The following is a 4,233-nucleotide window of genomic DNA, read 5'->3' on the forward strand; positions in this document are numbered from 1 at the left end:
TGACGAATTTGTATGATAAAAAATTATATGCTGTTGATATTGCAACAAAGTCATTGAAAGGAAGCTGGACTGTACCACAAACTTGTAGTAATAATGAAGCGGTTAATTTTGGTTTAAAGTATTACCAGGGTAATATATACATAGGGCAAACGTGTACAGCTCAAACTTCCCAGTTAAAATCTGACTTGACCGCAACAGTTTTCAAATTTGATGGAACAACTTTTACCAGTGTATTAACTTTCCCGCTCAATTATGGTAAAGGCGAATTTCAGGGAGGAACTCTTTGTTCAAGCAACAAAGATTGGAATCCGTGGACAAGCTCTTTTCCTCCTACATGTTTTAATCAAAATCAAGTTGTAGGATACCCACAGGCAATTTTATCAGATATAGAGTTTGAACCTTATGATGGTCGGATGATAATTGGCCTCCGAGATAGATTTGGAGATCAATCTGGAGTTTACAATTATGGTACTTCTGGAACAGGTGCTATAAGTGGAGTGACAGGTGGAGATCTGTTGGCTGCTTCATTCAATGCTCTTACTAACTCATATACGCTGGAAAGCAATGGAAGTGTAAGTGGTATAACTTCTGCTGGCGCGGGTAATAATCAAGGGCCTGGAGGAGGTGAATTTTATAGTGGAGACTTTTTTCCCGGCGGTACATATCATCAAGAAACAACACAAGGAGGATTAGCCTTATTACCAGGGACTTTGAATGTGGTTTCAACCTTATTTGACCCGTTTACGATTCTGACGGGCGGAGTTCGGATGTTTAGTAACCTCTCTGGGCAGGCAACACAAAATTTTCAAGTTTTTGGCTGGAATGGAAGTGAAACCCCTGGCGTATCTGGCAAAGCCAACGGTTTAGGGGACTTAGAATTATTGTGTGACCCGGCTCCCATTGAAATCGGTAACCGGGTCTGGAAAGATACCAACAACAATGGTGTTCAGGACCCCGGCGAACCAGCTTTGGCGGGGGTAACGGTCCAGTTAACCAATGCCAGTGGTGGGGTCATTGCAACAGCAACCACAGATGCCAATGGGAACTACATTTTCTCATCGGCAAAAAATGGTAGCAATACTGCTAGTAACGTATATAGCTTGTCGTTAGCACCTTCTACTAGCTATACCCTCAAAATTACCTCGCTGGGTAGCAGTACATCGGTAGCGGGTTTAACGCTGACAGGGGTAACCATCGCACCGGGTGAGACCGCAGGTACAAACACTGGCAGTACGATCAACAATAATGATGCGTTTGTGGCCAATGGTCTGCCAACCATCAATCTGACGACGGGTCCGATTGGCGCCAATAATCATACGTATGATTTTGGGCTTACCGCCAATCCACCAGCCTCGTTAGGGGATTATGTGTGGTTCGATGCCAACAAGAATGGTCAACAGGACCCCACCGAAACGGGCGTGGCTAGTGTAACGGCAGTGCTCTACGACGCGGTGAGCGGCACGGTGGTCTCGACCACGCTAACCGACGGTCAGGGCAAATACCTGTTTACGAACCTGAACCCGGGCAGCTACTACGTGAAGTTCACGGCCCCCAGTGGCATGACCTTCACCACGGCAAATACGGGTGCCGATGCAACGGATAGTGATGTAGCGAGTCTGACGGGTCAGAGCGGTACGACGGGTACATATAGTCTGACGGCAGGCCAGCAGGAGTTGACCGTTGATGCGGGCTTAATCCCATTACCAGCCAGTCTGGGTGACTATGTGTGGTTCGACACGAATCAGAATGGTCAGCAGGACCCTACCGAAACGGGTGTGGCTAGTGTGACGGCAGTCCTCTACGATGCAGTAAGTGGCACAGTGGTCTCTACTACGATAACCGATGGGCAGGGCAAATACCTGTTTACGAATCTGGATCCTGGTCAGTACTATGTGAAGTTCACCGCACCTGTGGGTACTACCTTCACCAGTGCGAATGTGGGTAACGACGCCACGGATAGTGATGTGTCGAGCCTGACAGGTCAAAGTGGTATGACGGGTACGTATAGTCTGACGGCGGGTCAGCAGGACTTAACGGTGGACGCGGGTCTACTTCCGCTGAAGGCATCGTTGGGCGATTATGTCTGGCTGGATACGAATCAGAACGGTCAGCAGGACGCTGGTGAAACGGGCGTTGCCAGTGTGATTGTCATACTCTATAACGCTACTACTAACCAACCTGTGAGCACGACGCTGACCGATGCCAGCGGCAAATATTTATTTACGAATCTGGATCCGGGTCAGTACTATGTGAAGTTCACGGCTCCTTCGGGCATGACCTTCACCACAGCTAACACGGGCCCTGATGCGACTGATAGTGATGCGGGTGTAGGTGGTCAGACAGGTGTTTACAGCCTGACGGCGGGTCAGCAGGACCTGACGGTGGATGCGGGCTTAGTACCATTGAAGGCGTCTCTGGGCGATTACGTCTGGTTCGACACGAATCAGAATGGTCAGCAGGACCCTACTGAGACGGGTGTGGCTTCTGTAACGGCGGTTCTCTACAATGCGACCACCAACCAGCCCATCAGTACCACGGTAACTGATGCCAACGGTAAATACTTATTTACGAATCTGGACCCCGGTAGCTACTATGTGAAGTTCACGGCGCCCAGTGGCATGACCTTCACCAGTGCCAACGTAGGTAACGATGCGACCGACAGCGATGCAGGTGTCGGCGGCCAAACGTCGGTTTACAGCCTGACAGCAGGCCAGCAGGACCTAACCATCGATGCCGGTTTGGTGCCTGTATCGACTTGTGTACCAGCTAGCTACACACTTTGTGGTGCTAATAACTCGATGACGTTGACAGCCGGTAATGTTACCCAGGCTATCCAATGGTATAAAGATGGGGTAGCTATACCAGGAGCGAACATGGTCGATTATGTAGCTACGGTAGCTGGCGTATATAGTTATAGCGGCACCGATGCAGCAGGTTGTAGCTATACGTCCTGTTGTCCGGTAAGCCTGACTACCTGTTCCATCTTTGACTTGGCATTGACCAAAAAATTGGCTACGGGGCAGGCCTCGGTGATCAAACCGGGCAGTAATGTCACCTTCACCCTGACGGTACTCAACCAAGGGGATCAGCCAGCTTACAACATCCAGTTGACCGATTACATCCCAGCGGGTTTGACGCTCAACGATGCCAACTGGAATCTGTCGGGCAGTCTGGCCACGCTGAAAACCCCGATTTCGGGTTCATTGGCGCCGGGTAGCAGCACCACCATGAACATCACCTTTACAGTGAGCAGTACGGTGAGTGGTCCCATTATCAACAAGGCTGAAATTAGCAGTGCCGATAATGACACCAACCCCAATAATACCCCACCGACCGATGTGGACAGTACCCCCGACCAGAATCCGACCAACGATGCGGGCGGTACACCTAACTCGGGTAGCGATGACAGCGTGAACGGCAACGGCAAAGGTACTCCAGGGGATACCAACCCAGCCACCGATGAGGACGACGAAGACCCAGCCATCATCTACGTGCAGCCCTGTACGCTGGGTGCCAACCTGCTGACTACTGAAGCCCATTGCGGCCAGTCGGACGGTCGGGCGACGGTGACGGTCAACACGGGAGTAGCCCCTTACAGCTATGCGTGGAGCACGGGCGCCAGCACCTCGGTGATTACCGGGCTGAGTGGCGGGCAGAACTTCACCGTAACGGTGACCGATGCTAATGGTTGTCAGGATGTGCTGGTGGGCAGTATCCAGAGCACGGGTGGTCCATCGCTGACGGCCACGGCCACTGCGGCTTCCTGTCAGCAGGCCACGGGCAGTGCGACGGTAACGGCCAGTGGTGGCAGCGGTAGCTACACCTACTTGTGGAGCAACGGAGCGATCACAGCCAGCATCAGCAACGTGTCCTCAGGCACCTACACGGTGCGTGTGACCGACGGCGCGGGTTGTGTGAGTTCAGTAGCGGTGATCGTTCCTTCAACGAGTCCGATCAGTGCCGTAGCGACGCCGACCTCGGCCAGTTGCTTAGGGGCCAACGGCAGTGTGACCCTGAGCGTGAGTGGCGGAACGGCTCCCTACAGCTATGTGTGGGACAACGGCTCGACGAGTCAGAACCTGACGGGTGTCGCGGGCGGTACCTATAAAGTAAGAGTAACGGACGCCAATGGCTGTACAGCCGTAGCGACGGCGGTGGTGGCTAACCCCGGTGCTCCCTCAGTGCTGGGTGTACCAGTGAACCCGGTGTGTTTTGGCACCAGTACGGGCAGCA

Annotated in this window: 1 protein-coding gene; it reads left to right on the top strand. The window is 52.3% G+C overall.

Going from position 1 to position 4,233, the window contains the following annotated elements; all coding sequences use genetic code 11:
- Window positions 1-716 precede the first annotated feature (716 nt).
- Window positions 717-4,233, top strand: a 3,517-nt coding sequence (locus tag BGO59_RS29225) for an SdrD B-like domain-containing protein (protein WP_293689921.1), incomplete at its 3' end; no start/stop codon positions are given.

It is taken from the genome of Spirosoma sp. 48-14 (assembly GCF_001898575.1).
Lineage (GTDB): Bacteria > Bacteroidota > Bacteroidia > Cytophagales > Spirosomataceae > Spirosoma.